This window comes from Pseudoalteromonas sp. P1-26, assembly GCF_001401795.1.
In the GTDB taxonomy this organism is placed as follows: Bacteria; Pseudomonadota; Gammaproteobacteria; order Enterobacterales; family Alteromonadaceae; genus Pseudoalteromonas.
In genome coordinates this window covers 32,834-56,489 of sequence record NZ_LKDX01000024.1, presented here as the reverse complement: position 1 = coordinate 56,489, position 23,656 = coordinate 32,834, and the positions used below count along the sequence as shown (strand labels likewise).

Genomic DNA, 23,656 nt, shown 5'->3' with positions numbered 1-23,656 from the left:
AAACGTTTCCTAAAGGATACCTAAGCCCTTGTAAAAATGCTAATAAAGATTGGTAATTACAATTTAAAATGCCTTCGCAAAGGAAGGCATTTTAGTTGCTAAAAACTATAAAAGCGTGAGCTTACATCTTGGTTTTGCCTGCAATGTTGGTTACTTTTACTGAGCCAGAGCCATCACTTAGTAACTCAAAGTTTGCTGCAGTATCAACGCGAATGCTGCCTGAGCCATCTGAAACGACAACATCACCCGAAATATCATTTAACTCGATACCACCAGAGCCATCGTGTACTTCAATATTGCCCTGTGCGTTGGCAACATCAATATTACCTGAGCCGTCATGAATTTTAATATCACGGCTGATATTACGTGCATCTATGCTACCCGAACCATCATTGATTTCTAATGTGCCTGTAATGTCATTTGCGGTAATTGAACCTGAACCATCGTTGATCACAGTATTCGCAACTTTGCTAATGATAATTTCACCAGAGCCATCGTGCACATTTACATTAAATGAGCGAGGGATAGCAACGGTTAAATCAATGCGAGTTTGCTTATTGGTATGGTAATCGCACTGGCCTGCACTAAGTGCTGCGTTATTGCCTTTGGCTTCAAGGTTTAAGCAGTATTCATCATGAGGCTTTTCTTGATAAATCTCGGCTTTAACGGTTACTTCATCACTGTCACTACCGGTAATGTGTAAAAAGCCAGAACCCGCTTCTACTTTTAAAGCGCTTAATGAGGCTGCATCTAGCGTTAAGTTTTTAGTTTCTTGTAGTGGCATATCACCCCAAGCAAATGTTTGCGCTGATAATAAGCCTGCGGCAATTAGTGAGAGTGTTTTTACTGTACTTAACATGGTTCTTCCCTTTTTATATGTGTGGTGTTATTAGCTTAGTCGCAAGTGCTGATAAAAAAGGTTTAAAGGCTTTAAAAACTTTTTTACACAAATAGGCAAGAAAGCGCGAGCTTCAGGCATTTATGGTTTTTCGCGATGCTTTAGACTGAAATAGTAGACCAAAACCTAAGCAACCCAAGGAGAAACATATGAGTGATTCAGCGCAAACAAACGATATGCAAGTAATTAAGTCAGGTTCTCAAGATCCAATCGCAGGGCCAGCAGAATGTTTCACAGGTAAAGTGCAAATCAGTACTTTATTTAATGCACCAGCACCTGCTCGCGTTGGTGTTGCTGTGGTGGAGTTTTCAAAAGGAGCTCGTACAAATTGGCATTCTCATCCACTCGGCCAAGTTTTATTAGTTACAGAAGGTCAAGGTTGGACACAGTGCGAGGGTGGTGAGAAAACAGTCATCAATCCAGGTGATTTAATTTGGTGTAACTGCGGAAAACGTCACTGGCATGGTGCGACTGCTGATAGTGCAATGAAGCATGTAGCAGTTCAAGAAGCACTCGATGGTAAACCTGTTGACTGGTTCGAAGCTGTTTCAGATGAAGATTATTTAGCATAAGGTACATTGAAATGTGTGACAAACATGAAACGCAAGACTTATCACGTCGTAACTTTATTAAAACGAGTTCAGCTTTAGGTGCAGGCCTGTTATTAGGTGGCTTTGCGGCGCCTTCATTTGCAGCATCATCTGAGCAGCTTGCAAATGGCAATATAAAATCTCGTGGCTATGCGGCTTTTGATAATTCAGGCTTACTAAAACCATGGGAGTTCGAAAGACGCCCAGTTGGCGATAACGATATTTTAATCGAAATTAAATTCGCCAGTATTTGCCACTCAGATATTCATCAGATGAAAGGGCATTGGGGCGCACAGCAATACCCTCAAGTACCAGGTCATGAAATTGCAGGTATCGTAACAGCAGTCGGTAAGAATGTGACTAAGTTTAAAGTGGGCGACCGTGCTGGTGTAGGCTGTATGGTTGATAGCTGTCTTGACTGTAATAGCTGTAAAGATCAAGGCGAGCAATATTGCCCAGAAACAAAATTCACTTATGGCTACCCTGATGAGCGCTCACCGACAGGTATCACACAAGGTGGTTACTCGAATAACATTGTTGTTCGCGATCATTTTGCAGTGCATATTCCTGAAAACATTAGTTTAGAGAATGCTGCTCCTTTATTATGTGCCGGCATTACAACGTATTCTCCGTTGCTTAAATTTAACTTGAAAAAAGGCGATAAAGTAGGTGTTGTTGGTATTGGTGGGCTTGGGCACTTAGCTGTTAAATTGGCTGTGTCACAAGGTGCTGATGTCTATGCGTTCACAAGCTCAAAAGACAAAGTAGCCGATATTAAAGCCTTTGGCGCTAAAGTGGTTGTTGTTGACGGTGAAGACGCTTACAACGAGCATAAGTCGCAGCTTGATTATTTAATTAATACCTTGCCAGTGAAATATGATATTGCTAAATATGCTTCATTAGTAAAACCATTCGGCACGTATACCCAAGTGGGTATGCCAGAAGAGTTTTCATTAAACATGAATGCATTAGCATTGGCTGCAAGCCGCGTAAACTTTAATGCTTCGTTAATTGGTAATATGCAAGAAACGCAAGAAGTTGTTGATTACTGCGCTAAGAATAATATTCTGCCAGCAACCCAGTTAATCAAAGCCTCTGAAATCAATAATGCATGGCAAAGTGTGGTGGAGAAAAAAGCGCGCTATCGTTATGTAATTGATGCCTCGACATTTTAAATAATTTTTAGATTGAGTAAGCCAAACGCCATACCCAGTATGGCGTTTTTTGTTGTTCCTTTTTTATTCGGTGATTTATCGCTTAAAGAGCGAATACTGCCGTAAAAACATATCATTATTTTTTTCTTTTGCTAACTTAAACTCTTTGGCCTCCATGGAGTAATAATGAAAAAAATAACCTTCCTGAGTACGTTGTTGTGCACTAGCTTTTTTGTTTGTAGCGAAGAAACAGATACAACCTTGAACGCTTATGCCGCTGGGTACGTCGCCAATTTTACCTGTAGTGCCACGTTTAACGCTGGCAAAAGCAAAGATCAAATCGATATTGATGAACTTACCGGTATTTATCCTTGAATTGCAGATACTGTAAAAACACTAAAAGCGAACATTGATACTGAGCATAAACGAGTCATTGTTGATTACGATAAAGATAAGCAACGTATATCGGTTTGGCGGCCTCGTTTAGGCTGTGTTGATTTACCCGTAGGGGCAAGCCTTAAAGCTGCAACACTCGTGCAAGCACCGTTTAAAGAAAACTTAGCCCACCAAAAGGATGATGGTAAGCCTTGGCAAACGCTAAATGGTGTTAATAATGCGACGGGCAATAAGGCGCTTGATGAGGTTATTGCACAGGCTTTTACTCGTCATTATGGTGAAGGCGCACGAACTTCAGCAATTTTAATAGCAAGCCCTGAGGCGATTCTAGCAGAGCAATATAAAGCAGGTTTTACACCTGAAACTGCCCAGCGTACTTGGTCTGTTGCAAAAAGTATTGGCGCGAGCATCATTGGTGTGGCGGTAGCACAAAAACGACTTGATGTTACTAAGCCTGCGGGGCTTGAAAGCTGGTCTCACCCGCTTGACCCTCGTGGCGAAATTATCCTTGAAAACTTGCTTCATATGGCATCGGGCTTAGACAGTAATAAAGCGGGCAATCGTACGGATCGTGTCTATATGGGCGGCGGTTTAGTGTCTGATACTGCAACGCATACTGCGTTAGAAGTTAAGCCTGGTAGCCGTTGGAAATACGCTAATAATGACACTATGTTAGCGTTACGTACCTTACGAGAAACGTTTAACGATGAGGCGAGCTACTTGCGTTACCCATATGACAACTTACTCGATAAAATCGGCATGCAGCACACGTTTTTAGAGTCAGATTGGCAAAGTGACTTTATTTTGTCATCGCAAGTGTGGACTACTTCTCGGGATCTTGCTCGCTTGGGGCTATTACACCTGAATAATGGCCGCTGGCAAGGTGAGCAAATATTACCAAAAGACTGGTTAAGTTATATTAGTAAACCTGCCTCAGCTCAACCCCCTGTAACGGCACCGGGATACGGTGCACAGTGGTGGCTTTATAACGAACGTTTTCCTGAGTTACCAAACGATACCATTGCAGCGCGAGGCAACCGTGGTCAATTTTTAGTGATCATTCCAAGCGAGCAGTTAGTTATTGTAAGGCGAGGGTACGACCTTGCAGGGCTTAAAGGCTTTAGTGAGCATGATTTTGCTCGTGATGTTTTAAAAGCACTGGGCAGATAAAGTCAGGCAATAAAAAAGCTGCTTTGTGGCGTACAGAAGCAGCTTTGCTAACTGGAGAGTTAGTATCTACTACAAGGGCTCTATAGTGACATCCGCTTGGCCTAAACTTTTAAAAAACTGACTATCGCCCGTTATTTTGCCAAGTTTTATCAGACCATTCGCATAACTTTGCTGCTTATAAAAGAGCGCAAGGTTACCCCAAGGTGCGTAATAAGTGATGTCTCCTGCGTCGGCATCGGTGCCAGCAGGTAAGCCTTGTAGATTTAATTTCTCTGGTAAAGTGGCAATTTTCTCAGCATTGGCAAAGTCTTCTACCTTTAGAGTCAGTGGTAGAAGTTGATAAAAATGCTTAGCGGCATTGTTACTTTCTAGAGTCGCTTGCATAGTTTTGCCGTTACTGGTGAACTTTATTTGCATTTCACTTACCATCTTTACTGCTTTTTTAAATATTGCTTATCTGTTACTGGCTCTAACCAATCAACAACCTTACCGTCTTTTGATTCTTGAATAGCTAAGTGCATCATGGCTGTTTTATCTGTAGCACCGTGCCAATGTTTAACATTAGCAGGAATATGTACAACGTCACCTGGTTTTATAACCTGAGGTTGTCCATGCCACTGATTAACCCAGCCCATACCTGATGTAACAATTAAGGTTTGGCCAACAGGGTGGGTGTGCCAGTTTGTTCGAGCGCCGGGCTCAAAGGTTACCATGGCACCAGCGGCTTTCGCTTCGCCATGAGCTTGGAAACTAGGCTCGACGCGTACTTTGCCCGTGAAATACTTGTCGAGCCCAGTCATTGGGTACTGAGTGCCATTTTTTTGCACTGTGATTTGCGGTAATTCTAAACGTTGTGAAGAGGCGTTTTCTGCATGACTAAATGCACTCATCGTTAAGATAAGGGTACCGATAATATACTTCATACTTTTCTCCATGTGTTTGTAACCGAACGAATCTTAATTTTGGCTAAAAACTGTGCCTTTAAAAAGTACAATGCACGCAAGTTATTGCCTATTAGTCCGAACCGGTAAATTTACCACTGGTCAATATTGTATAACCGAGCGTATAGTTAAGTATCTTGAATTTAATTGGGTTGGTTATGCATTCAGATTATGATGCTATTGCTAAAATGAGTGCTGGTTTAGCAGATAAGATTGCGCCGCTTATTGGCCAGCAAGAAACCGCTGATAGCGTGATTGAGGATTTGTTTTTTTATCGACAAACACAGGCCGCCACCTCTTGTTCAATGTGTGTGGTTGAACCAAGTATTGCACTGGTGCTACAAGGGGCAAAAAGCATGACCTTGGGCGAAGATGTGTTCAAGTATGACCCACACAAGTATTTGATTACCTCAATTGATTTGCCTGCAAAAATGCAAGTTCTTGAAGCAAAAGACGACGCACCTTATTTAGGCTTAGTGTTAAAGCTTGATTTGGCTATGTTAGGTGAACTGATTTCGCAAATACCGCTCGACAAATTAAACAAGCAATCACTCAATAAGGGAATGACTTTAGGTGAGATGACAGAGCCACTACTTAACGCTTTTACACGATTAATTGAGCTGGTTGATGATCCGGAGTCTATGCCAGTGCTTGCGCCATTAATTAAACGCGAAATTTTTTGGCGTGTACTTAATAGTGAGCATGGGGCGGAGCTTCGCCATATAGTATCGACAGGTAGCCAAGGGCTGAGAATTGCACGTAGTGTTAAATGGTTAAAAGAAAACTATGATCAACCCTTGAGTGTAGAGGACTTAGCGGGTCTTGCGAAAATGAGTAAATCGACTTTTCACCATCATTTTCGAGATCTAACTTCAATGAGTCCGTTGCAATATCAAAAGCGTTTAAGGTTAATGGAAGCAAGAAGGTTGATGGTTGGCGAGAGTATGGATGCGTCAGGTGCTGCTTTTAAGGTTGGCTACGAAAGCCCTTCACAATTTTCTCGTGAGTATTCTCGTTTTTTTGGTTTATCACCAAAACGAGATGTTGAGGCGTTTTTAGCAACGGCTAAATAGCCGGCTACATATAATACCAATGGGCAATAATAGTTAATTAAGCGAATTGGTATAAAAAACGAATGAGCATATCCCTATGTCCCATTCGTTACCATGACACGTTTTAGTTAAAGACTTGCTTTGAAAAATTCAGCAATTTTAGTGAATGGAATTAAACCCACATCATCATATAAATCAACATGACCTGCATTTGGTACAACCAATAATTGTTTAGGTTCAGCAGCTAAATCATAGGCTTGTTGGCTAAACTCAAATGAGTGAGCGTGTTCACCGGCAACAAACAGTAATGGACGTGGTGAAATAGTCTCAATATCGTTAAATGGATAAAAGTTCATAAAACGCACATTGCTGCTTAATGTTGGGTGTGTAGTTAAATCTGCTGATGATCGCTCTGGTGTATATTCACCACGCTCAGTGCGGTAAAAGTCATAAAACTCTTTTGCAATTGGGTGTGAGCTTTCATCAATGTGATGGGGGCAGCCGCCAGTATATTGTACTTCGCCACCAAGGTACTCAACATTACGTTGCTCTGCAGCCTCATCGAGCATATCTTTACGCATATCAAGGTTGATAGAGTTACCTAAACCATTGCGCGTTGCGCCACCCATGTCATACATACTCACTGTTGTCACAGCCTTGATACGTGGGTCAATTTTAGCGGCACTAATGATGAAACCACCACTACCACATACACCTAAACCACCAATGCTTTCTTTGTTGACGTATGAACGGCTAGCAAGGTAATCGACACCGGCACTGAATGACTCTGCGTATAAATCAGGTAGTACAGTATTACGTGGTTCGCCGTCACTTTCGCCCCAGAAGCTAAGATCAACTGCCAAAGTTACAAATCCTAGCTCTGCAAGTTTAGTTGCATATAAAGTAGCACTTTGCTCTTTTACCGCACCCATAGGGTGACCTATTACAAGTGCCGGAAGGTTCGCACCTTTCTCTGCATTTTTAGGTGTAAAAAGATTACCGACTACATTCATTTGTAATTGGTTTTTGAAAATTACTTTTTCAAAGTTAACAGCATCGCTTTGGTAAAAATTATCAGTTGAGGTTGTCATAACACTCTCCTATTTTTTGATTAACAGGGACTGCAATTTGTTTTCACAATGCAGCTTTGATGAGGTTATTGTCGGTTATTTGTGCAGTTTGGCGTTATATTAGAACAGTCGATTTATTGCCTAAAAGTGTCGAATGTATCTTTAGGTGCTTAAAATGAACATTAGGTAGCTCAAGTATGAGCCACCTAATGATTTTTTAGGGTGTTTTTATAGTGAAATAGCTGGCAATGGCTGCAAAAAATAAGATAGCTGCGCTAACAAAGAAGGTAATAGGGTAGTCATAAACATCGAATAATATGCCGCCGAATGTTGAGCCTAGCGCTATCGAAAATTGGATAATTGCGACCATCAATCCTCCTGCAACTTCAGCATCTTTTGGTAAAGCACGAGCTACCCAGCTCCACCAAGCAACAGGCGCTGCAGTTGCAATTAACCCCCATAATCCAAGTAATACGATGTTGATGTTAAAAAGAGATATTTGATTAGCTAAACAAAATGCTATTAAAGCCATAACCGCAGGAGCAGCTATTAATGCAAACGCTAAACTGAGTTTTATGACCTTACTGATCAATAAGGTGCCAATAAAGCCTGCAAAACCAATAACAAATAACACCATAGAGACTTGTTGGCTGGTGGCTTGAAACGCTGACTCTAAAAAGGGCCTTACATAGGTAAATAAAGTAAATTGCCCCATAAATAGCAGCGCGACAGCTAGCATACCAAAACGGACGAGTGGCTTTTTAAATAACTTAAATGCAGAAAAAGGTCCTTTTGATTGCTGCTGAGCTGGCATGCTAGGCAAAGCCTGCCATTGCCAAAATACAGCAATAGCAATAAATGGCACTAAACACATAAACGCGCCTCGCCAGCCAAGAACACTGCCTAAATAACTGCCAAGTGGTGCTGCAATTATCATGGCAAGACCATTACCACCATTAAATACTGCCAGTGCTTTAGGCACTTTTTCCTCGGGAACTAAGCGCATTGCAGAAGCAGTTGAAAGTGACCAATAGCCACCAATGACTAAGCCGATTAACGCACGACCAAGCATATAAACAGCGTAACTATCAGCTATAGAGATTGTTAAAGTTGACAGTAGCATTATCAAGGTCAGAGCGACTAGTAAGGTCTTTCGATCACTTTTAGCAAATAAAGGACTCATGAATAGACTTGTGATCACCGCAAAAAAGCCCGATATTGCTAACCCCTGACCAACCATGCCTTTACTAATTGATAAATCTTCAGCCATAGGTGTTAATAAGCTTACAGGCATAAACTCGCAGGCTATTAAGGCGAAAATACATAATGTCATCGCAAAAACCCCACTCCAATTAGCTTGCTGCTCGATAGGCTGATCATCTTGATAGGTTGAGTAATTTGTCATGCTAGTCCATACAGTTAAATGTGATGGAGTATTTTTTCAAACATAGGTTGAATAGACTAGCTAATGAATACTAATATGCTTTATTAGTAAAACTTATTAATAGGCAGGTGGATGATCAAACAAAACCTCAATGAATTGAACTATTTTGTCATTGTGGCAAGAACTGGCAGTTTTACACGTGCTGCTGCTCAGTTAGGCGTAACTCAGTCTGCCTTGAGTCAGGCTATTCGTTCACTAGAAGCAAACTTAGATATTCGTTTGTTAACCAGAACAACTCGAAGCGTATCGCCGACTCTCGCCGGGGAGCGTTTACTCAATGCAATAGGGCATCGTTTTGATGATATCGAAAATGAGTTAGAAGCGTTAACTGAACTCAGAGACAAACCTGCGGGCACGGTAAAAATTACTTGTGGTGATTTTATAATTCAGAGCACATTACTCCCAAAGCTGGCCAATGTATTAAAGCAATACCCCGATATTAATATTGAGTTCAATGTTAACTATGGCTACACAGACATTGTTGCTCAGCGTATCGACGCTGGCGTTCGTCTTGGCGAAACCATAGATAAAGATATGATAGCTGTGCCTATTGGTAAAGAGCTCAATATGGCAGCCGTTGCAAGCCCTGAGTATTTTGCTAAGCATCAAAAGCCTAACACGCCAAAGGATCTTACTGCACATAATTGTATCAACATTCGCTTTCCTACCCATGGCGGTTTATATGCGTGGGAGTTTGAAAAAGAGGGTGAAGAACTTAATGTGAATGTACGCGGTCAATTAATCTTTAATACCTCTCATCATATTGTTGAGGCGGCGTTACAGGGGTTAGGTATTGCGTTTCTACCTGAAGAGGAGTTTGGTGAGCATATAAAAAATGGTAATTTAATTAAAGTGTTAGCTGATTGGTGCCCCGCATTTCCCGGTTATTATTTGTATTACCCGAGCCGAAGGCAACCGTCTCCGGCATTTAAAATTGTGTTAGAAGCGTTAAAACAGCAATAGAGTGCGGTATTTAGATACCACACTCTATGATTATTACTTATGGCGGCCTTGTAAACAGCTCACCACATCAGCCAGCGATAAGCCTTGGCGCTGCAATAACACAGTTAAGTGATACAGTAAGTCTGCTGATTCATTGGTTAATTCATCGTTATCATGTTTCATGGCTGCAAGGGCAACTTCAACGCCTTCTTCACCCACTTTTTGGCAACTACGGCTTAAGTCTTTTGCAAACAAAGACGCAGTGTAGCTTTTGCTTGGATCATCGTCTTTACGTGAAACAATCACTTGTTCAAGTTCAGCTAAAAACGACAAGCTAGGTTTAGCATCATCGCCGAAGCAGCTTTGTGTACCAAGGTGGCATGTTGGCCCAAGTGGGTTTGCAAGTACTAATAGTGAGTCGTAATCGCAGTCGGTGTGTACTGAGACTACTTCAAGGTAGTTTTCTGATGTTTCGCCTTTGGTCCATAAACGCTCTTTAGAACGCGAGTAAAAGGTGACTTTTTGCTTGTCGAAAGTGGCAGCTAATGCGTCTTGATTCATAAAGCCTTGCATTAAAATCACCCCAGAACGTGCATCTTGCACGATAGCTGGGATCAATTCGCTTTTAGCAAAGTCGACTTGAGAAAGAGTGTCTTTGGTTAATTGCATAGTCTTGCCGCTACATTATTATCGATTAAAAATTGTTTTAGTTCGCCAATATCAATGACGTTCTTGTGAAATACGCTGGCAGCGAGCGCGCCATCAACTTGGCTTTGTTGAAACACATCAACAAAGTCTTGCATCGTACCTGCGCCGCCCGATGCAATTAGTGGAATATCGCACAGTGCACGCATTTTTGATAGCTGAACATTGTCGTAGCCTTTACGCACGCCGTCTTGGTTCATGCAATTGAGCACGATTTCACCAGCACCTAGGTCTTGCACGCGCTTAACCCATTCTTCGGTTTTATAGCGAGTACGGCTTGATGCATTTGGGTCGCCAGTCAGCTGGTACACTAAATACTCGCCAGTGTTTTCATCATAAAAGCTATCAATACCCACAACTACGCATTGTTTACCAAACTCATCGTGTAACTCTTTGATAAGCTCAGGGCGAGCAATTGCAGGGCTGTTAATACTGATTTTATCTGCGCCACGTTCTAAAACACGTGCTGCATCAGCAACAGATTTAATGCCGCCCGCCACACAAAATGGAATATCAATGTGGCGTGCAATGTTCTCTACCCAATTGACATCAAGTAGGCGTTTTTCGACGCTGGCACTGATTTCATAAAACACCAGTTCATCCGCACCGGCATCGCTGTAAGCTTTGGCAAGCGTTAGGATATCACCAACCACTTCATGGCCTTTAAATTTAACACCTTTAACGACCTGGCCGTCTTTTACATCTAAACAAGGGATTATGCGTTTTGATAACATGCTAACGCCTCCTCAACATTAAAGGCACCATCGAGCAATGATTTACCTAAGATAACACCGCCAACACCCAGTTTTTTCAGCTTTGCAATATCATCCAGTGAGCTTACACCGCCTGATGCTTGAACTTTAATCTCGCTGTTGTGGTTGGTTAAATCTTCATAAAGTGCGAACGAAGGGCCGGTCATGGTGCCGTCTTTACTGATGTCAGTACACAGAAAATCAACCACACCCAGTGCCACGTAAAAATCAACAAGTTCGAACAAGCCAAACTCAGATTCACTTAACCAACCATGTGTTGCTGGTGCCCAGCCGTTGTCGGTTTTATTAACATCTAGTGCGATAACAAAGTGTTCACTGCCAAACTTTTCAATCCAGGCCTGTACTTGCTCACGTTTTTCAACGGCCATTGAGCCAATCACGACTTGGTTAGCTCCGGCTTCAAGCCAGTCAGCAACATCTTGCTCAGAGCGAATACCACCGCCCACTTGATAAGGCACATTAAGCTCTTTGGTTGCAGCTTGAATATGCTGCCACTGTTTTTTATTTGGATCGCGTGCGCCTTCTAAATCAACTAAGTGCAGTTTGCCTGCGCCGCTATTTGCGTACTCTTGTAAGCGTGCGCCAAGTTCGTAAGGGTAAAATTGTGCTGTATCATACTTACCTTGGTATAAGCGCACAATTTGGTTTTGTAATACATCGAGTGCTGGAATAATCACGTTTATTTCTCTTATTTTTTTGCTGCGCTTACAGCTGCCAATCTAAAAAGTTTTGTAAAAGTCGGGTGCCTACTTTGGCGCTTCGCTCTGGGTGAAACTGCATGCCTGCGTAGTTATCTTTAGCAACTATCGCTGAAAAAGCTTGTCCGTATTCACCGCTAACTAGGGTGGCATCGTTCACTGTGTGAGCAAAACTATGCACAAAGTACACTTGATCTTGCGCCGTTAACCCTTTGGTGAGGGCATGCTCTTTTAATACGTTTAGGTCGTTCCAGCCCATGTGCGGTGAAGTTAATTCACCTACATCTAAGTGCTTAACAATACCTGGAATTTTGCCTAGGCAATCAACATTGCCTTCTTCTGTGCTGTCGCAAAGTAATTGCATGCCTAAACAAATGCCCATCAACGGGCGCTGATATTCATCAATTGCTTGCTGCCAACCACCGTCTTTTAAGCGTTTCATGGCAACAGAGGCATGGCCTACGCCTGGTAAAATAGCACGTTCAAAGCCTTTTAGTTGCTCAGGTGAGGTGATCACCTCAGGATTTTTACCTAAGCGTTCAAAGGCAAAACGAACAGAGTTAATGTTGGCACAACCAGTATTAATTATGGCAATCATAAACACCCCTTTGAGCTTGCTGTTTGTTGTGAAGCATCTTTTGCAATCGCAGCGCGAAGTGCTCTTGCAAACGCTTTAAATAGACCTTCAACTTGGTGATGGCAGTTACCATCGCTAACCGACAAAATAAGGCTCATGGCGGCATTATCACTTAAGCTTTTAAAGAAGTGCTCAACCATTTGTACGTCTAAGTCGCCGACTTTTTCACGGCTAAAATCAGCATTTAATACAAACGAGGCACGGCCCGATAAGTCAATTTGCGCTTCAGCTTTGCATTCATCCATAGGGAGTGCAAAACCATAGCGACCAATTTGCGTTTTTGTACCTAGCGCTTGTTTAAGGGCAAGGCCAAGTGCAATGCCGATATCTTCAACTAGGTGGTGCTCATCAATGTGTAAGTCGCCAGTGGCTTGAATATTAAGTCCGATATTGGCGTGTGTGCGAATTTGGTCAAGCATGTGATCGAAAAAGCCAAGGCCAGTGCTAATTTCGCCATTTTTTGTTTGGTCTAAATTAACTTGCACATCGATTTGTGTTTCTTTGGTGTTGCGAGTGACACGGCCTTCACGGTTTGCGGTTGTCAGCTTAGTGACAATGGCATCCCAGCTGCCGTCATACAAAATGCCTTCACAACATAAGTTATTGGCAAGTCCAATATCAGTTTGGCGGTCACCAATCACAAATGAGCGTGCTAAATCGACTTTACCCGAGCGCATAAGCTCAGTAAGTAAGCCTGTTTTTGGTTTACGGCAGTCACAATTTTGTTCATCAAAGTGAGGGCAGATCAGAACTTCATCAAATTTAATCCCTTGGCTGTTTAAGATATCCATCATCTTGTCTTGAGCAATATCAAAATCGGCCGTCGGGAAGCTATCAGTGCCTAAACCATCTTGATTAGATACCATAACAAGGCGGTAACCTGCCGCTTGAAGTTGTAATAGAGCAGGGATCACATTTGGCAAAAACACTAATTTTTCTAGGCTATCAACCTGTTTGTCGGTGATAGGCTCTTCGATAATCGTGCCATCGCGGTCAATAAATAAATATGGGTTGCTCATGATAATTCCTGTTCTACTGTTTTACTGGTCAGTGATAAGCCATCTAACCAAACTTTTACTTGTTCTAGTTCTTGCTCGTTACCGATAGAAATTCGTAACCAATCATCTTCGCCATATAAGGTGAAGGCACGCATTACGAGTCCTTGCTCAAGTGCGATATTAAATGATTGTTTGTTTTTTAATTTTAAAGTGACAAAGTTACCTTCACCGCTCAGTACTTTGATAACGGCAGGTGATTGCTCGAGCCAGCTTTTTAGTTTGCTTTTTAAGCTATTTAGAATTGTCACCTGACGGCGCATTGAAGCGATGTTGTCACTACTTAATGCGTCTGCTGCAATGCTCGCCACCACCGTTGATACAGGGTATGGCGCAATCACTTTACGAATAGGCGCCAGTAGCTCGCTGTTGGCTAATGTGAAGCCTGTTCTTAAACCCGCTAGTGCAAATGCTTTTGATAAAGTTCTTAGTACCACAAGGTTACTAAACTCGTTGATCAGGCTTGCCGCTGTTTGTTCTGGGCAAAATTCTATATAAGCTTCATCAACCACTACAATCGCTTTACCCGCAAGTTGTTGGGTGATTTTTCTGATTTTGTCTAAGCTTGTCATGCTGCCGGTAGGGTTATTTGGATTACAAATAAACACCAGCTTTGAATCAGCAACTGCAGTGACAATCTCATCAACCGTGCCTTTTAATAACAGCTCTTGAGTTAAACCGTTAATCGCAATGTTGTGGGTATCTGCAGTGACTTTGTACATGCCGTAAGTTGGCAAAAAGAGTGCGATGCTATCTGTAGCTGGGCTACAAAAAGTACGTACTAATAGCTCAATACCTTCGTCAGCGCCGCGAGTCATCAGTACTTGCTCTGGCTCTAAATTAGCATAGCAAGCGTAACGATTGATCACTTGCTGAGGCTGCGGATCTGGGTAGCGATTTAAATCAGCTAAATTGATATTTGGCGTGCGTGAATAAGGGCTTTCATTGGCATTTAACCACGTTGTGCCGGTTAGCTTTTCACTTTTAGCCGAACTGTAGGCTGTAAGCGCTGCAATGTTATCTGGCAACAGCGTTGTTATTTTTGAATTATCGCTCATTGTTCATAGCCTCAAGACGAATCGAAACAGCATTGGCGTGAGCATCAAGCCCCTCTGCTGCAGCCAAAGGTAAAATTGCTTTAGATAATTCACGTAAGCCATTTTTACTGATGGTTTGCACTGTGTAAGTTCTAAAGAAGTCCAGTAAGTTTAAGCTCGAATAGGTCGCGCTGTAACCATACGTTGGTAGTACGTGGTTAGTACCCGATGCATAGTCACCGGCTGACTCCGGGGTGTAATCACCTACAAATACTGAACCGGCATTTTTCACTAAGCTTAAATAAGGCTGCGCATCAGCAAGTTGTAAAATAAGGTGCTCAGGACCATATTCAGCAGACACCGCAAAGGCTTGCTCAACCGAGTCCACTAAAATCAAGCTTGAGTTAGCAAGGGCTTGCTCGGCAGTGTCTTTACGACTCAATTTTGCTAGCTGCTCTGTTAATGCTTGCTGTGTTTTTTCAATGATGCGTTCGCTGTTACATAGTAAAATAACTTGCGAATCAGCGCCGTGCTCTGCTTGCGACAATAAATCTGCCGCAATAAATTCAGGGTTTGCACGCTCATCAGCAATCACTAGCACTTCAGAAGGGCCCGCGGGCATATCAATCGCCATTCCCGGAATAGTTTGCGCAACAAGTTGTTTTGCCATGGTGACAAAGCTATTTCCTGGGCCAAAAATCTTGTTCACTTTAGGCACTGATTCTGTGCCGTATGCCATCGCTGCAATGGCACCTGCGCCGCCACTTTCTACAATGGTTTTAATACCACATAGTTTTGCTGCATATAAAATGGCAGGGTTGATGGTTTCGTCGGCTTTTACAGGTGTAGTTAGCACAACGGTTTGTGCACCACTTAACTGTGCAAGCACCCCTTGCATAATTACTGAAGATGGCAGTGGCGCACTGCCACCTGGCACGTAAATGCCTACCGCTTCAATGGCTTGATATTTAAGTTCACACAATACGCCAGGTTGAGTTGTTAACTTAATGTCTTTTGGTAATTGTGCTTGGTGAAAACGTTTTACATTGGCATAGGCCGTTTCTATGGCGGCTTTTAATTCGTTTGATAATAACTGCTCAGCTTGGTTTATTTCTTCAACTGGCACTAATAAGCGAGGTGTTTCGCGCTTATCAAACTCTTTTGCCATTTTTAATAACGCTGCGTCACCCTCAGTTTTAACTGCATTTAAGATATCGATGCAAATAGCTTCAACCTCTTTACTTGCAGTAACAGCAGGGCGGGTAAGTACCGCCTGCTGTGCTTGTTGATTTTCCTCATTCCAGCGAAACATGGATAATTACTCCATCATTTTTTCAATTGGCATAACAAGAATTGAGTTGGCACCCAGTGCTTTTAACTGTTCCATTGTTTCCCAGAAAAGGGTTTCGCTGCTAACCATGTGTAGTGCAACATAATCGTCGCTACCAGCAAGCGATAGTAAAGTTGGTTGGCCAGTACCCGGTAGTAAGTCGCACACTTCATCAAGCTTTGCTTTTGGTGCGTGTAGCATGATGTATTTACTTTCTTTTGCTTGGCGTACACCACGTAGACGCGGCATTAACGTGTTGATTAAATCAAGTTTGCTTTGATCAGTAAGGTCTTTGTTTTGAATTAAACATGCATTTGATTCTAAGATGGTGTCGCCTTGCATTAAGCCGTTTGCTTCTAACGTTGCACCAGTAGACACTAGGTCACAAATTGCATCAGCCAAACCAGCACGCGGTGCGACTTCAACAGAGCCCGTTAACATGACTGTGCTTGCGTTAATGCCTTCGCGTTTTAGGTATTGGCTTAAGATTTCTGGGTAAGTAGTGGCAATGCGTTTACCTTCAAACCAGCTTTTATCTTGTGGACCAAGTTCTTGTGGCCATGCAAGTGCAAGGCGGCAGTAACCAAAATCAAGCTTAGAAAGTTTATTTACCTCGAATGCCACGCCTTGGCGTTCGCGTTCGGCTTGAACTTCAACAAGTACGTTTTCACCAACGATACCTAGGTCACACACACCGTCCATTACTAGGCCCGGAATATCGTCATCGCGTACACGAAGTACATCAATTGGCATGTTGGTAGAGTGTGCGATTAAACGTTGTTCACGAAGATTTAATTTAACACCAAGTTGTTTTAGTAACTCTTGGCAGTCTTTTGATAAGCGGCCGCCTTTTTGGATGGCGATTCGTAAACGATTGGTATTGCTCATTATTCATTTTCCTTTAATTCAAAAACTAAAAACCCCGAGGGAACCTCAGGGCGAAAATAAATAATTTGGTTGATTGCTCGCCAGAGGTTCCTTTTAGGAATAACCTCTCAGCGAAAAACCTGACAGGCTATTCCGGTGAATGATGGTGATGATGGATAGTTGTCAGATTGAAGCGCATAATTTTTCCTGTATTGCACTCGTTTGTGTAAACCAGTGCGTATATCTGTTTAAATAAGTTACGTATATAGATAAACATGCTTTGCTAATCTTTGGCAAGCATTTTTTTTGCGAAATTAAAGTATATCTTATAACTGCCGATATATAACGGTTAGATAGTAGGTACAGCAGGAGGTGCAAATGGATATCATGATCCCCTTTTTAGGTCGAATTACGCGCTTACAGTTGGAAAGTAAAGGTGCGTTTCATATTGCGGGCGTAAAAGATGCGAACGTGCAGCGAATTGAGCTTGAAAAGCGCCAAAAACGTGAAATAGAACGCCGCAAAAAAGCCGCTAAAAAAGAAGATAAAGGCAACAAAAGTGTCATAGAAGAAGATGAAGAGGGTAATAAACACCTAGATACATGGGCTTAATACTCAATATAAAATTTGTTTTTATGCAACTGTGCGGTTTTTTCTGCTAACGTTAAGAAACACTTGTGTTGTAACTTACAAGGCAATTCAATGGAACGACCCTCAGTGCCATTAAATGAGCAAGCTAGGCTTGAAGAGCTTCGCTCATTAGATGTTTTAGACTCTCAAAGTGAACCCGCCTTTGACCGAATCACTCGCCTTGCCCAGCAATTTTTCTCTGTACCAATTTGTGTTATCAGTTTAATTGACGAGCACAGACAATGGTTTAAGTCATGTGTGGGGCTCGATGTAACAGAGACCGCAAGAGACGTTTCTTTATGCGCCCATGCAATTTTATACAAAGACCCGCTTGTGGTTGAAAATGCCTTAAACGATAAGCGTTTTGCTGATAACCCACTGGTAATGGGTGACCCAAATATTCGCTTTTATGCGGGCTGCCCAATTACACTTAAATCAGGAAATAGAATTGGCACTTTGTGCCTTATCGATCATCAACCGCGCAGTTTTAACAAACAAGAAATTAAAGCCTTACAAGACTTTGCAGCAATCGTCGAGCGAGAGTTTGCAATCATGCAGTTAGCAACTACCGATGAGCTTACTTTATTGCCTAATCGTCGCGGTTTCATTAGCACCGCAGAGCATTATCTTGATTTATGTATTCGCCAGCATTTAAAAGCAAAATTAGTGTTTATTGATTTAGATAATTTTAAAGCAATTAACGATAAATTTGGTCATGCTGCTGGCGATAGAGTACTGAGAGATTTTGCAGGATTACTAGAGAACTGTTGTCGCAAGGCTGATTTATATGCACGTTTGAGCGGTGATGAGTTTGTGATTTTATTTACAGATTTAAATACCAGCGAATGCGACACCATAATGCAACGCTTGTTGTTGTCATTCAGTGACTTACCTAATAGCTTTAATAACCAAGTTGAGCTTGGCTTTTCTTATGGCATTGCTGATTTTTCTGGTCAGCAACCTTGCTCACTAACTAAATTGCTGTCTGCTGCTGACGCGCGAATGTATGCCGATAAAGCACAAAAAAAGGCCCGATAAACGAGCCTTTAGAGCAAAAAGCTGTGCTTAATTTTTTGCTTCTGCTGATTGAATACTACTTTGGATCAACGGCGAAATTGTTAAACCTTGTACGATAATCGAGAAAATCACTACCACGTAGGTGACAATAACAATTAGGTTATGAAGGTCTGAGCCTGCAATCATTACTTGATCGCGTGGGATGGCAGCTGCCATTGCCAGCGCTAGACCACCCCGTAAGCCACCCCAAGTGAGTATTTTCACCGAGTGCTTATCGTATTGGCGATACTTTTTAAAGAATACAAATGGCGCACCTACACTTATGAATCGCGCTAGCAACACCACGGGTACCATCAGTAAACCTAAGCCAATTTCTTCAAGAGTAATCGGCATAGTGACGATGAGCATACCGATAATCAAAAACAGCAAGGCGTTTAAAAAGCTATCGGTGGCATGCCAAAAGTCTTTCACGTAGCGAGTATCTTCAGGCCCCGTACGCTCTGTTGCTTTTGAACGAGTAATATTGCCAAGTAAAATACCACTGGTGACCATAGCAAGTGCACCTGAAATCTCCCAAATATTCGCTGCTGCAAAGCCGGCTGTTGGAATGGTCAAGGTTAGTAGCAAACGAATGTTAACATCGCGGCTATTAATAATTAAAAAATGCCCGACTAACGCAATCACTAGACCAAACACTATACCGCCAATTGCATCAACTAAGAACAATTCAGCAACGTCAGTAAAGGTGGCTTCGGTGCCATAAAAGGCCACTGAAAATATCGTTGTGAAAATCACCAAACCAATACCATCATTAAACAAAGACTCACCTTCAACTTGCACAGAAATACCTTCTGGGGCTCGCATTTGTTTAATAATGGCTAACACTGCAATCGGGTCAGTTGGGCTGATTAAAGCACCAAACAACAAGCAGTAAATAAACGGTACTGGCCAGCCTACAAAAGCAAACAAATAATAGCTTAAGTAACCAACAATGATCGTTGAGGTTATGGTTGAAAATAACACTAATGCGGTAATTTCCCACCGTTGTTTACGAAGGGCTGCTAAGTTGATTTCCAGCGCACCTGCGAATAGTAAAAACCCGAGCATGCCTTTTAGTAGCAACTGATTAAAGTTGATACTAGAGACAATTTGGGTCATCTCGAGGGCGGTAGTATCGCCAAGCATTTTAACGGCAAGTATAAGAAGCAAAGAAATAACAACAGAGCCTGTTGTTATAGCAATCGTGGTTTGCATTTTGAGGATATATTGGTTAGCAAAAGCAATAAAAATAGCTAATGCTGAAAGAAAACAAATGAGGTACCAAGCATTCATTGTTTGACCTTAAATATTTGTATAACAAGACGCAGAAAGCAGTCACTTTCTGGCCGCATATAGTACGCCTCTAATATAGGTATGTCACAGTGTTTATGCGATTTTTATGACATTTTAGAGTAAAAATTCAAGGTGCTGATTGCATATGTATAATCGCTGTTAATAATGTCTCAAAAGAGACAAAATAAACCTGATAAAAGCGCAATAGTGATAACCTCAGTTAGGTCAATCAGCCTGTTTAAACTGGGCTGATTCTTGGCTGGTATTAAAAGCTCTGATTGGGTAAGGAATAACAATTCCTTCTTCTGCGTAACGTTGGTGTAATGCTTTAATAAAAGCTGATTTTACCCAAAAGCGGTTAAAGTACTCTTTTGCTCTTAACATCACCGTAAAATTGATGCTTGATTGATCAAATGTATGAAAGACCACAAAGGTTTCGTAATCATCAACGCCCCATTCATGACTTTTTAATATCTGCCTTGCTACATCCAACGTAACCTGCTCAACTTTTTCAAGGTCGGAGCCATAATGAACACCCACTTCGACGGGGACGCTGAGCTCTTTTTCTGGGTAAAAATAGTTAATGATGCGTGATTTAGACAGCTGACTATTGGGGATGACTATCATGTTATTTGGCAACATTTTTACCCAGGTTGAGCGCCAACCAATTTTCTCAACAAAGCCTTGGTCGCCACTTTCAAGCTCTATAAAGTCGCCGACCCGAATAGGTTTATCAATCACCAACTGAACGCCAGAGAAGAAGTTTTCGAGTGTCGGTTGTAAAGCCAAAGCGACGGCAAGAGAGGTAATGCCCAAAGAGGCAATAATCGGAGTGATTGATATACCCAACGTGCCTAATAACACCAATAAGCCAACACACACAATTGCGCAGCGGATCAAGCCTTTAATGATGCTATGACTGTTCGAAACCACTACAGAGCGGGCGCTGTAATAATCAACGGTGCCAAATAAGAAATGGTCTAAAAATAACACTAAGGCAAAAATACAAATGGCTTTAGCGGTGGCCGCAATAGGTAAGGGGTGCTCAGCCATAAAGCCGGTGGTGTTTAATAACTGACCAAAAATGATCACAAGCACCATCATTGTGCACAAGGTCAATGGTGTAGACAGTGAGTCAACCAGTAATGAGTCGAAAACAAAGTCGGTTCGTTGGGTCCATTTCTTTAAGCAATAGATGATTACAAACTTTAATAAAAACAAAGCTGTGGCGGCTAATACAGTACCACCAATGACGACCAGCCATGGCTCATTTAGCCATTCGTTTTGTATCAGATCAGTAATCATGCTTAGTCCTTAAATCCTAGATACTTGGCATTGCTGCAAGTTATGTACCCAGACTTTTTTATGGATATCTAATCCTTTTAGCTGTGAATCACAAATAATGAGATGAGCAAAAGAAAAACAAATAAAAGGTACAAATGTTTAATAAATGTTATTATTTTGTATCAATAATTTTACAATTTAAATGTATTTATTAACATTTTATAAACCTTTAAATTCCTATCCTGCTGTTAATTATGGCTTTTTAATTTAGAGCTAATACTTTATTTGTAAATTTTTTGTTTCATTTTCAATTTCGCTCCATTCAATCTAGGCTGGTCACTAATCGGGAACAGTGCAGTCCGGTTACTAGGAAAATATTAAATACATAACAATCTAACGGAGCGTAAACGTGAATTTATCTAAAATCACATTAGCAACTCTTGCTGCTTTTGCTTTGACTCAAGCAGCAAGTGCAGTAGCTGCGAACAAGAAATACCTAAACGAACAAACAGGGATTAACCAAGCTTTGCAAACCAATGCATCATCTGTATTGAGTGCAAATCCAAATCAGTTAGTTGGTTTAGGTGCAGGGAATGATTTAGTTGTATTAAAAGAAATCAAAACCAGTAACGGCAACACCACGCGTCGTTATCAGCAGATGTATCAAGGTCTACCTGTTATCGGCGATACGGTTAGCCTTACATTTGATGGAAATGGCCAATTAAAGCGCGCACATGGTGCAGCGGTGTATGACATTGCCGCCGACATCGACTCAGTGTCTCCGGCACTAAACAAGAAAAAAGCAATGGCAAAAGGCCTTGCTAACTCACCTGCTGCAATTAAATCAGTTGGGTTAAAAAAGCATAATGAACAATCACGTTTAGCTATTTGGCTAGATGAGGACAGTGTTGCACACCTAGTGTATGAAGTATCTTATGTGACGTATGGCGACAACCCATCTCGTCCGTATCAAATTATTGATGCTAACAGCGGTGAAGTTTTATTTAGCTTCGATAACTTACAACATGCTAGTGCAACAGGCCCTGGTGGTAACTTAAAAACCGGTAAATACATCTACGGTACTGACTTTGATAGTCTAGATGTTACTCAGTCTGGCAGCACCTGTACGATGAATAACGCCAATGTAAGAACCATTAACTTAAATGGCGGTACAAGTGGTTCAACAGCGTATTCGTTTACATGCCCAGAAAATACCTTTAAAGAAATTAACGGTGCGTACTCGCCTTTAAATGATGCGCATTATTTCGGTAACGTCATTTTTAATATGTATAACGATTGGGTCGGCACTGCGCCATTAACTTTCCAATTGAAAATGCGCGTTCATTACGGCAATAACTATGAAAATGCGTTTTGGGATGGCAGTGCCATGACCTTTGGTGATGGTCAAAATACCTTCTATCCACTGGTAAGTCTTGATGTATCGGCGCATGAAGTAAGCCATGGTTTTACCGAACAAAACTCAGGCCTTGTTTATTCTGGTAAATCAGGTGGTTTGAACGAAGCGTTCTCTGATATGGCAGGTGAAGCGGCTGAGTTTTACATGAAAGGTTCAAACGACTGGTTAGTGGGTCAGGAAATCTTTAAAGGTAACGGTGCACTACGTTACATGAATAACCCAACCCAAGATGGAAGCTCAATTGACCATCAAAACAATTACTACTCTGGTATGGATGTTCACTACAGCTCAGGTGTATTCAACAAGGCATTTTATAACCTTGCAACCACACCAGGTTGGGATACGCAAAAGGCGTTTGTTGTGATGGCACGCGCTAACCAACTTTACTGGACAGCCAGCACAAACTGGGATTTAGCAGGTAACGGCGTGATGGATGCGGCCTGTGATTTAAGCTATGACCCAGCAGATGTTCAAGCTGCACTTGCGGCGGTTGGTGTGACTTCAAGCTTAAGTGCGGGTAGTAGCTGTGGCACAACTGAGCCACCTCCGGGCGGTGATGAAGAGCTAACCAATGGCGTTGCACGCACAGGGATCAGTGGCGCTGCTAAAGATCAAATGTTCTTTACTCTTGAGGTGCCAGCAGACGCAACGAATTTACAATTCAATACAACTGGTGGAAGTGGTGATGCAGATCTTTACGTTATGTACGGCGCAAAACCAACACTGAGCAACTTTGATTGTAAAAGCACTTCATCTACTAGCACAGAAAGCTGCGCTATAAGTAATGTACAAGCGGGTACTTACTACGTAATGGTAGAAGCGTGGAATCAAATTTCAGGTGTATCACTTACAGGTAGCTTTGATTCGGGTAGCGGTGGTGGTGTAACACCAATTAACCGCACTGAGTCTAACTTGAGTGTTGGTACAAATAGCTGGACTCGTTTCACGCAAGATCTAGATGCGGGTTATTCGTCACTTGATGTGACTATTTCTGGTGGCTCTGGTGATGCTGACTTGTATGTAAACTTTGGTTCGCAATCGACCACCTCTAGCTATGACTGCCGTCCTTATAAAAACGGCAATAGCGAAACCTGTACATTTACAAACCCACAAGCGGGTACTTGGTATATCGACCTTCGCGGCTATCGCGCTGCAAGTGGTGTAACACTCACCATTTCGGCTAACTAGCCACCCTTTTAGGGAGCTTCGGCTCCCTT

Annotated in this window: 24 protein-coding genes; 9 read left to right on the top strand and 15 right to left on the bottom strand. The window is 42.0% G+C overall.

What is annotated here, in order from left to right:
• Positions 1 to 121: 121 nt before the first annotated feature.
• Positions 122 to 859: a hypothetical protein gene (locus AN394_RS12930; RefSeq protein WP_055021701.1), complete on the bottom strand. Its 738-nt coding sequence runs from the start codon at positions 857 to 859 to the stop codon at positions 122 to 124.
• 188 nt (positions 860 to 1,047) lie between these two features.
• On the opposite strand from AN394_RS12930, the gene AN394_RS12925 reads away from it, so the two are divergent.
• The 4 genes from AN394_RS12925 to AN394_RS12915 all read left to right on the top strand — a co-directional run bounded on the left by AN394_RS12925 (position 1,048) and on the right by AN394_RS12915 (position 4,208).
• A complete protein-coding gene (locus tag AN394_RS12925) occupies positions 1,048 to 1,470 on the top strand; it encodes a cupin domain-containing protein (RefSeq protein ID WP_055021700.1) in 423 nt (140 codons plus the stop codon).
• Between the two features lie 11 nt (positions 1,471 to 1,481).
• Entirely contained in the window at positions 1,482 to 2,663 is a 1,182-nt protein-coding gene (locus AN394_RS12920; RefSeq protein WP_055021699.1) for an NAD(P)-dependent alcohol dehydrogenase, read from the top strand.
• A gap of 165 nt (positions 2,664 to 2,828) precedes the next feature.
• Positions 2,829 to 3,017, top strand: a complete 189-nt coding sequence (locus AN394_RS22315; RefSeq protein ID WP_235576263.1) for a hypothetical protein — start codon at positions 2,829 to 2,831, stop codon at positions 3,015 to 3,017.
• Positions 3,018 to 3,176: 159 nt separating this feature from the next.
• On the top strand, positions 3,177 to 4,208 hold the full coding sequence (locus AN394_RS12915; protein WP_235576262.1) for a serine hydrolase: 1,032 nt from the start codon (positions 3,177 to 3,179) through the stop codon (positions 4,206 to 4,208).
• Between the two features lie 69 nt (positions 4,209 to 4,277).
• On the opposite strand, the gene AN394_RS12910 is transcribed toward AN394_RS12915, so the two are convergent.
• A complete protein-coding gene (locus AN394_RS12910) occupies positions 4,278 to 4,625 on the bottom strand; it encodes a cyclophilin-like fold protein (protein WP_055021712.1) in 348 nt (115 codons plus the stop codon).
• A 14-nt stretch (positions 4,626 to 4,639) separates the two neighbouring features.
• On the bottom strand, positions 4,640 to 5,131 hold the full coding sequence (locus AN394_RS12905; RefSeq protein WP_105181850.1) for a cupin domain-containing protein: 492 nt from the start codon (positions 5,129 to 5,131) through the stop codon (positions 4,640 to 4,642).
• A 176-nt stretch (positions 5,132 to 5,307) separates the two neighbouring features.
• On the opposite strand from AN394_RS12905, the gene AN394_RS12900 reads away from it, so the two are divergent.
• Positions 5,308 to 6,222, top strand: a complete 915-nt coding sequence (locus AN394_RS12900; RefSeq protein ID WP_055021698.1) for an AraC family transcriptional regulator — start codon at positions 5,308 to 5,310, stop codon at positions 6,220 to 6,222.
• Positions 6,223 to 6,329: 107 nt separating this feature from the next.
• On the opposite strand, the gene AN394_RS12895 is transcribed toward AN394_RS12900, so the two are convergent.
• Positions 6,330 to 7,292 (bottom strand): alpha/beta hydrolase, encoded by a 963-nt coding sequence (locus AN394_RS12895; protein ID WP_055021697.1) that lies wholly within the window; start codon positions 7,290 to 7,292, stop codon positions 6,330 to 6,332.
• A 196-nt stretch (positions 7,293 to 7,488) separates the two neighbouring features.
• A complete protein-coding gene (locus AN394_RS12890) occupies positions 7,489 to 8,676 on the bottom strand; it encodes an MFS transporter (RefSeq protein ID WP_055021696.1) in 1,188 nt (395 codons plus the stop codon).
• A gap of 111 nt (positions 8,677 to 8,787) precedes the next feature.
• Between AN394_RS12890 and AN394_RS12885 the strand changes: the two genes are divergently transcribed.
• Positions 8,788 to 9,678 (top strand): LysR family transcriptional regulator, encoded by an 891-nt coding sequence (locus tag AN394_RS12885; RefSeq protein WP_055021695.1) that lies wholly within the window; start codon positions 8,788 to 8,790, stop codon positions 9,676 to 9,678.
• A 33-nt stretch (positions 9,679 to 9,711) separates the two neighbouring features.
• Here AN394_RS12885 and hisIE read toward each other — a convergent pair whose 3' ends face one another.
• The 8 genes from hisIE to hisG are packed head-to-tail and all read right to left on the bottom strand — an operon-like array spanning position 9,712 to position 16,780.
• Positions 9,712 to 10,326 carry a bifunctional phosphoribosyl-AMP cyclohydrolase/phosphoribosyl-ATP diphosphatase HisIE gene (hisIE, locus tag AN394_RS12880; protein ID WP_054552013.1) on the bottom strand — a complete coding sequence of 205 codons (615 nt, stop codon included), beginning with the start codon at positions 10,324 to 10,326 and terminating at the stop codon, positions 9,712 to 9,714.
• Positions 10,317 to 11,096: an imidazole glycerol phosphate synthase subunit HisF gene (hisF, locus tag AN394_RS12875; RefSeq protein ID WP_055021694.1), complete on the bottom strand. Its 780-nt coding sequence runs from the start codon at positions 11,094 to 11,096 to the stop codon at positions 10,317 to 10,319. The genes hisIE and hisF overlap by 10 nt, the downstream gene beginning before the upstream one ends.
• Positions 11,078 to 11,812: a 1-(5-phosphoribosyl)-5-[(5-phosphoribosylamino)methylideneamino] imidazole-4-carboxamide isomerase gene (locus AN394_RS12870; RefSeq protein ID WP_055021693.1), complete on the bottom strand. Its 735-nt coding sequence runs from the start codon at positions 11,810 to 11,812 to the stop codon at positions 11,078 to 11,080. The genes hisF and AN394_RS12870 overlap by 19 nt, the downstream gene beginning before the upstream one ends.
• Positions 11,813 to 11,840: 28 nt before the next feature.
• Positions 11,841 to 12,431, bottom strand: coding sequence for an imidazole glycerol phosphate synthase subunit HisH (gene hisH / locus AN394_RS12865; protein WP_055021692.1), 591 nt, complete (start codon positions 12,429 to 12,431; stop codon positions 11,841 to 11,843).
• Positions 12,428 to 13,489 (bottom strand): bifunctional histidinol-phosphatase/imidazoleglycerol-phosphate dehydratase HisB, encoded by a 1,062-nt coding sequence (gene hisB / locus AN394_RS12860; RefSeq protein WP_054563884.1) that lies wholly within the window; start codon positions 13,487 to 13,489, stop codon positions 12,428 to 12,430. The genes hisH and hisB overlap by 4 nt, the downstream gene beginning before the upstream one ends.
• Entirely contained in the window at positions 13,486 to 14,583 is a 1,098-nt protein-coding gene (gene hisC / locus AN394_RS12855; RefSeq protein WP_055021691.1) for a histidinol-phosphate transaminase, read from the bottom strand. Before hisC ends, hisB begins: the two co-directional genes overlap by 4 nt.
• On the bottom strand, positions 14,573 to 15,874 hold the full coding sequence (gene hisD / locus AN394_RS12850; RefSeq protein ID WP_055021690.1) for a histidinol dehydrogenase: 1,302 nt from the start codon (positions 15,872 to 15,874) through the stop codon (positions 14,573 to 14,575). The genes hisC and hisD overlap by 11 nt, the downstream gene beginning before the upstream one ends.
• A 6-nt stretch (positions 15,875 to 15,880) precedes the next feature.
• Positions 15,881 to 16,780, bottom strand: a complete 900-nt coding sequence (hisG, locus tag AN394_RS12845) for an ATP phosphoribosyltransferase (protein ID WP_054563881.1) — start codon at positions 16,778 to 16,780, stop codon at positions 15,881 to 15,883.
• 357 nt (positions 16,781 to 17,137) lie between these two features.
• On the opposite strand from hisG, the gene AN394_RS12840 reads away from it, so the two are divergent.
• On the top strand, positions 17,138 to 17,371 hold the full coding sequence (locus tag AN394_RS12840) for a hypothetical protein (protein ID WP_055021689.1): 234 nt from the start codon (positions 17,138 to 17,140) through the stop codon (positions 17,369 to 17,371).
• A gap of 90 nt (positions 17,372 to 17,461) precedes the next feature.
• Entirely contained in the window at positions 17,462 to 18,427 is a 966-nt protein-coding gene (locus AN394_RS12835; RefSeq protein ID WP_055021688.1) for a sensor domain-containing diguanylate cyclase, read from the top strand.
• A gap of 27 nt (positions 18,428 to 18,454) precedes the next feature.
• Here the strand turns inward: AN394_RS12835 and AN394_RS12830 are convergent, their stop codons facing one another.
• Both AN394_RS12830 and AN394_RS12825 read right to left on the bottom strand, forming a co-directional pair.
• Entirely contained in the window at positions 18,455 to 19,738 is a 1,284-nt protein-coding gene (locus AN394_RS12830) for a sodium:proton antiporter (protein ID WP_055021687.1), read from the bottom strand.
• A gap of 225 nt (positions 19,739 to 19,963) precedes the next feature.
• On the bottom strand, positions 19,964 to 21,043 hold the full coding sequence (locus AN394_RS12825; RefSeq protein WP_082422991.1) for a mechanosensitive ion channel family protein: 1,080 nt from the start codon (positions 21,041 to 21,043) through the stop codon (positions 19,964 to 19,966).
• A 388-nt stretch (positions 21,044 to 21,431) separates the two neighbouring features.
• Between AN394_RS12825 and AN394_RS12820 the strand changes: the two genes are divergently transcribed.
• Positions 21,432 to 23,627, top strand: coding sequence for a M4 family metallopeptidase (locus tag AN394_RS12820; protein WP_055021686.1), 2,196 nt, complete (start codon positions 21,432 to 21,434; stop codon positions 23,625 to 23,627).
• The last annotated feature ends 29 nt before the right edge of the window (positions 23,628 to 23,656 follow it).

What these genes read in the sequence shown, in the direction of transcription:
- AN394_RS12930 (WP_055021701.1), bottom strand. Translation starts at nt 859, where the DNA reads ATGTTAAGTACAGTAAAAACACTCTCACTAATTGCCGCAGGCTTATTA.
- AN394_RS12925 (WP_055021700.1), top strand. Translation starts at nt 1,048, where the DNA reads ATGAGTGATTCAGCGCAAACAAACGATATGCAAGTAATTAAGTCAGGT.
- AN394_RS12920 (WP_055021699.1), top strand. Translation starts at nt 1,482, where the DNA reads ATGTGTGACAAACATGAAACGCAAGACTTATCACGTCGTAACTTTATT.
- AN394_RS22315 (WP_235576263.1), top strand. Translation starts at nt 2,829, where the DNA reads ATGAAAAAAATAACCTTCCTGAGTACGTTGTTGTGCACTAGCTTTTTT.
- AN394_RS12910 (WP_055021712.1), bottom strand. Translation starts at nt 4,625, where the DNA reads ATGCAAATAAAGTTCACCAGTAACGGCAAAACTATGCAAGCGACTCTA.
- AN394_RS12905 (WP_105181850.1), bottom strand. Translation starts at nt 5,131, where the DNA reads ATGAAGTATATTATCGGTACCCTTATCTTAACGATGAGTGCATTTAGT.
- AN394_RS12900 (WP_055021698.1), top strand. Translation starts at nt 5,308, where the DNA reads ATGCATTCAGATTATGATGCTATTGCTAAAATGAGTGCTGGTTTAGCA.
- AN394_RS12895 (WP_055021697.1), bottom strand. Translation starts at nt 7,292, where the DNA reads ATGACAACCTCAACTGATAATTTTTACCAAAGCGATGCTGTTAACTTT.
- AN394_RS12890 (WP_055021696.1), bottom strand. Translation starts at nt 8,676, where the DNA reads ATGACAAATTACTCAACCTATCAAGATGATCAGCCTATCGAGCAGCAA.
- AN394_RS12885 (WP_055021695.1), top strand. Translation starts at nt 8,788, where the DNA reads ATGATCAAACAAAACCTCAATGAATTGAACTATTTTGTCATTGTGGCA.
- hisIE (WP_054552013.1), bottom strand. Translation starts at nt 10,326, where the DNA reads ATGCAATTAACCAAAGACACTCTTTCTCAAGTCGACTTTGCTAAAAGC.
- hisF (WP_055021694.1), bottom strand. Translation starts at nt 11,096, where the DNA reads ATGTTATCAAAACGCATAATCCCTTGTTTAGATGTAAAAGACGGCCAG.
- hisH (WP_055021692.1), bottom strand. Translation starts at nt 12,431, where the DNA reads ATGATTGCCATAATTAATACTGGTTGTGCCAACATTAACTCTGTTCGT.
- hisB (WP_054563884.1), bottom strand. Translation starts at nt 13,489, where the DNA reads ATGAGCAACCCATATTTATTTATTGACCGCGATGGCACGATTATCGAA.
- hisC (WP_055021691.1), bottom strand. Translation starts at nt 14,583, where the DNA reads ATGAGCGATAATTCAAAAATAACAACGCTGTTGCCAGATAACATTGCA.
- hisD (WP_055021690.1), bottom strand. Translation starts at nt 15,874, where the DNA reads ATGTTTCGCTGGAATGAGGAAAATCAACAAGCACAGCAGGCGGTACTT.
- hisG (WP_054563881.1), bottom strand. Translation starts at nt 16,780, where the DNA reads ATGAGCAATACCAATCGTTTACGAATCGCCATCCAAAAAGGCGGCCGC.
- AN394_RS12840 (WP_055021689.1), top strand. Translation starts at nt 17,138, where the DNA reads ATGGATATCATGATCCCCTTTTTAGGTCGAATTACGCGCTTACAGTTG.
- AN394_RS12835 (WP_055021688.1), top strand. Translation starts at nt 17,462, where the DNA reads ATGGAACGACCCTCAGTGCCATTAAATGAGCAAGCTAGGCTTGAAGAG.
- AN394_RS12830 (WP_055021687.1), bottom strand. Translation starts at nt 19,738, where the DNA reads ATGAATGCTTGGTACCTCATTTGTTTTCTTTCAGCATTAGCTATTTTT.
- AN394_RS12825 (WP_082422991.1), bottom strand. Translation starts at nt 21,043, where the DNA reads ATGATTACTGATCTGATACAAAACGAATGGCTAAATGAGCCATGGCTG.